Origin of the sequence: Rubrivivax albus (genome assembly GCF_004016515.1) — a bacterium.
GTDB lineage: Bacteria > Pseudomonadota > Gammaproteobacteria > Burkholderiales > Burkholderiaceae_C > Rubrivivax > Rubrivivax albus.
Genome location: NZ_SACT01000056.1, coordinates 1 through 441, shown reverse-complemented (window position 1 = coordinate 441; position 441 = coordinate 1). Strand labels below are relative to the sequence as shown.

Annotated in this window: 1 protein-coding gene; it reads right to left on the bottom strand. The window is 39.9% G+C overall.

Going from position 1 to position 441, the window contains the following annotated elements; genetic code table 11:
• Positions 1-219: 219 nt before the first annotated feature.
• Positions 220-441: hypothetical protein (locus ENE75_RS26080; protein ID WP_199232420.1), on the bottom strand; the 222-nt coding region annotated here is incomplete at its 5' end.

Genomic DNA, 441 nt, shown 5'->3' with positions numbered 1-441 from the left:
AACAAAATAAGCGGCACCTTTTTTTACCGGATCAACATCAACACAATTCCACATCATCAATTTCGGTGCATCTTTGGGTGTAACATTCTCCCAATTCTTACCGCCATCCTTACTTACATGAATCAAACCATCATCACTACCTGTCCACAACAGATCTTTCTCAACAAAACTTTCTGATGCGGTGAAAATGGTGCAATAATATTCAACACTTGTATTGTCTTACGTAATATGGCCGCCGCATGATTTTTGTTTGCTCTTATCATTTGTTGTAAGATCAGGTGACAAGGCAGTCCAGCTTTGACCTTCGTTTTCTGTTGCAAACAATACATTACCTGCGGTATATAATTGCTTTGGATTGTGTGGTGAAAAGAAAATTGGGAAGTTCCATTGAAAACGATACTTCAACACATCTGCACCTGCGCCCATTGGATTATCGGGCCA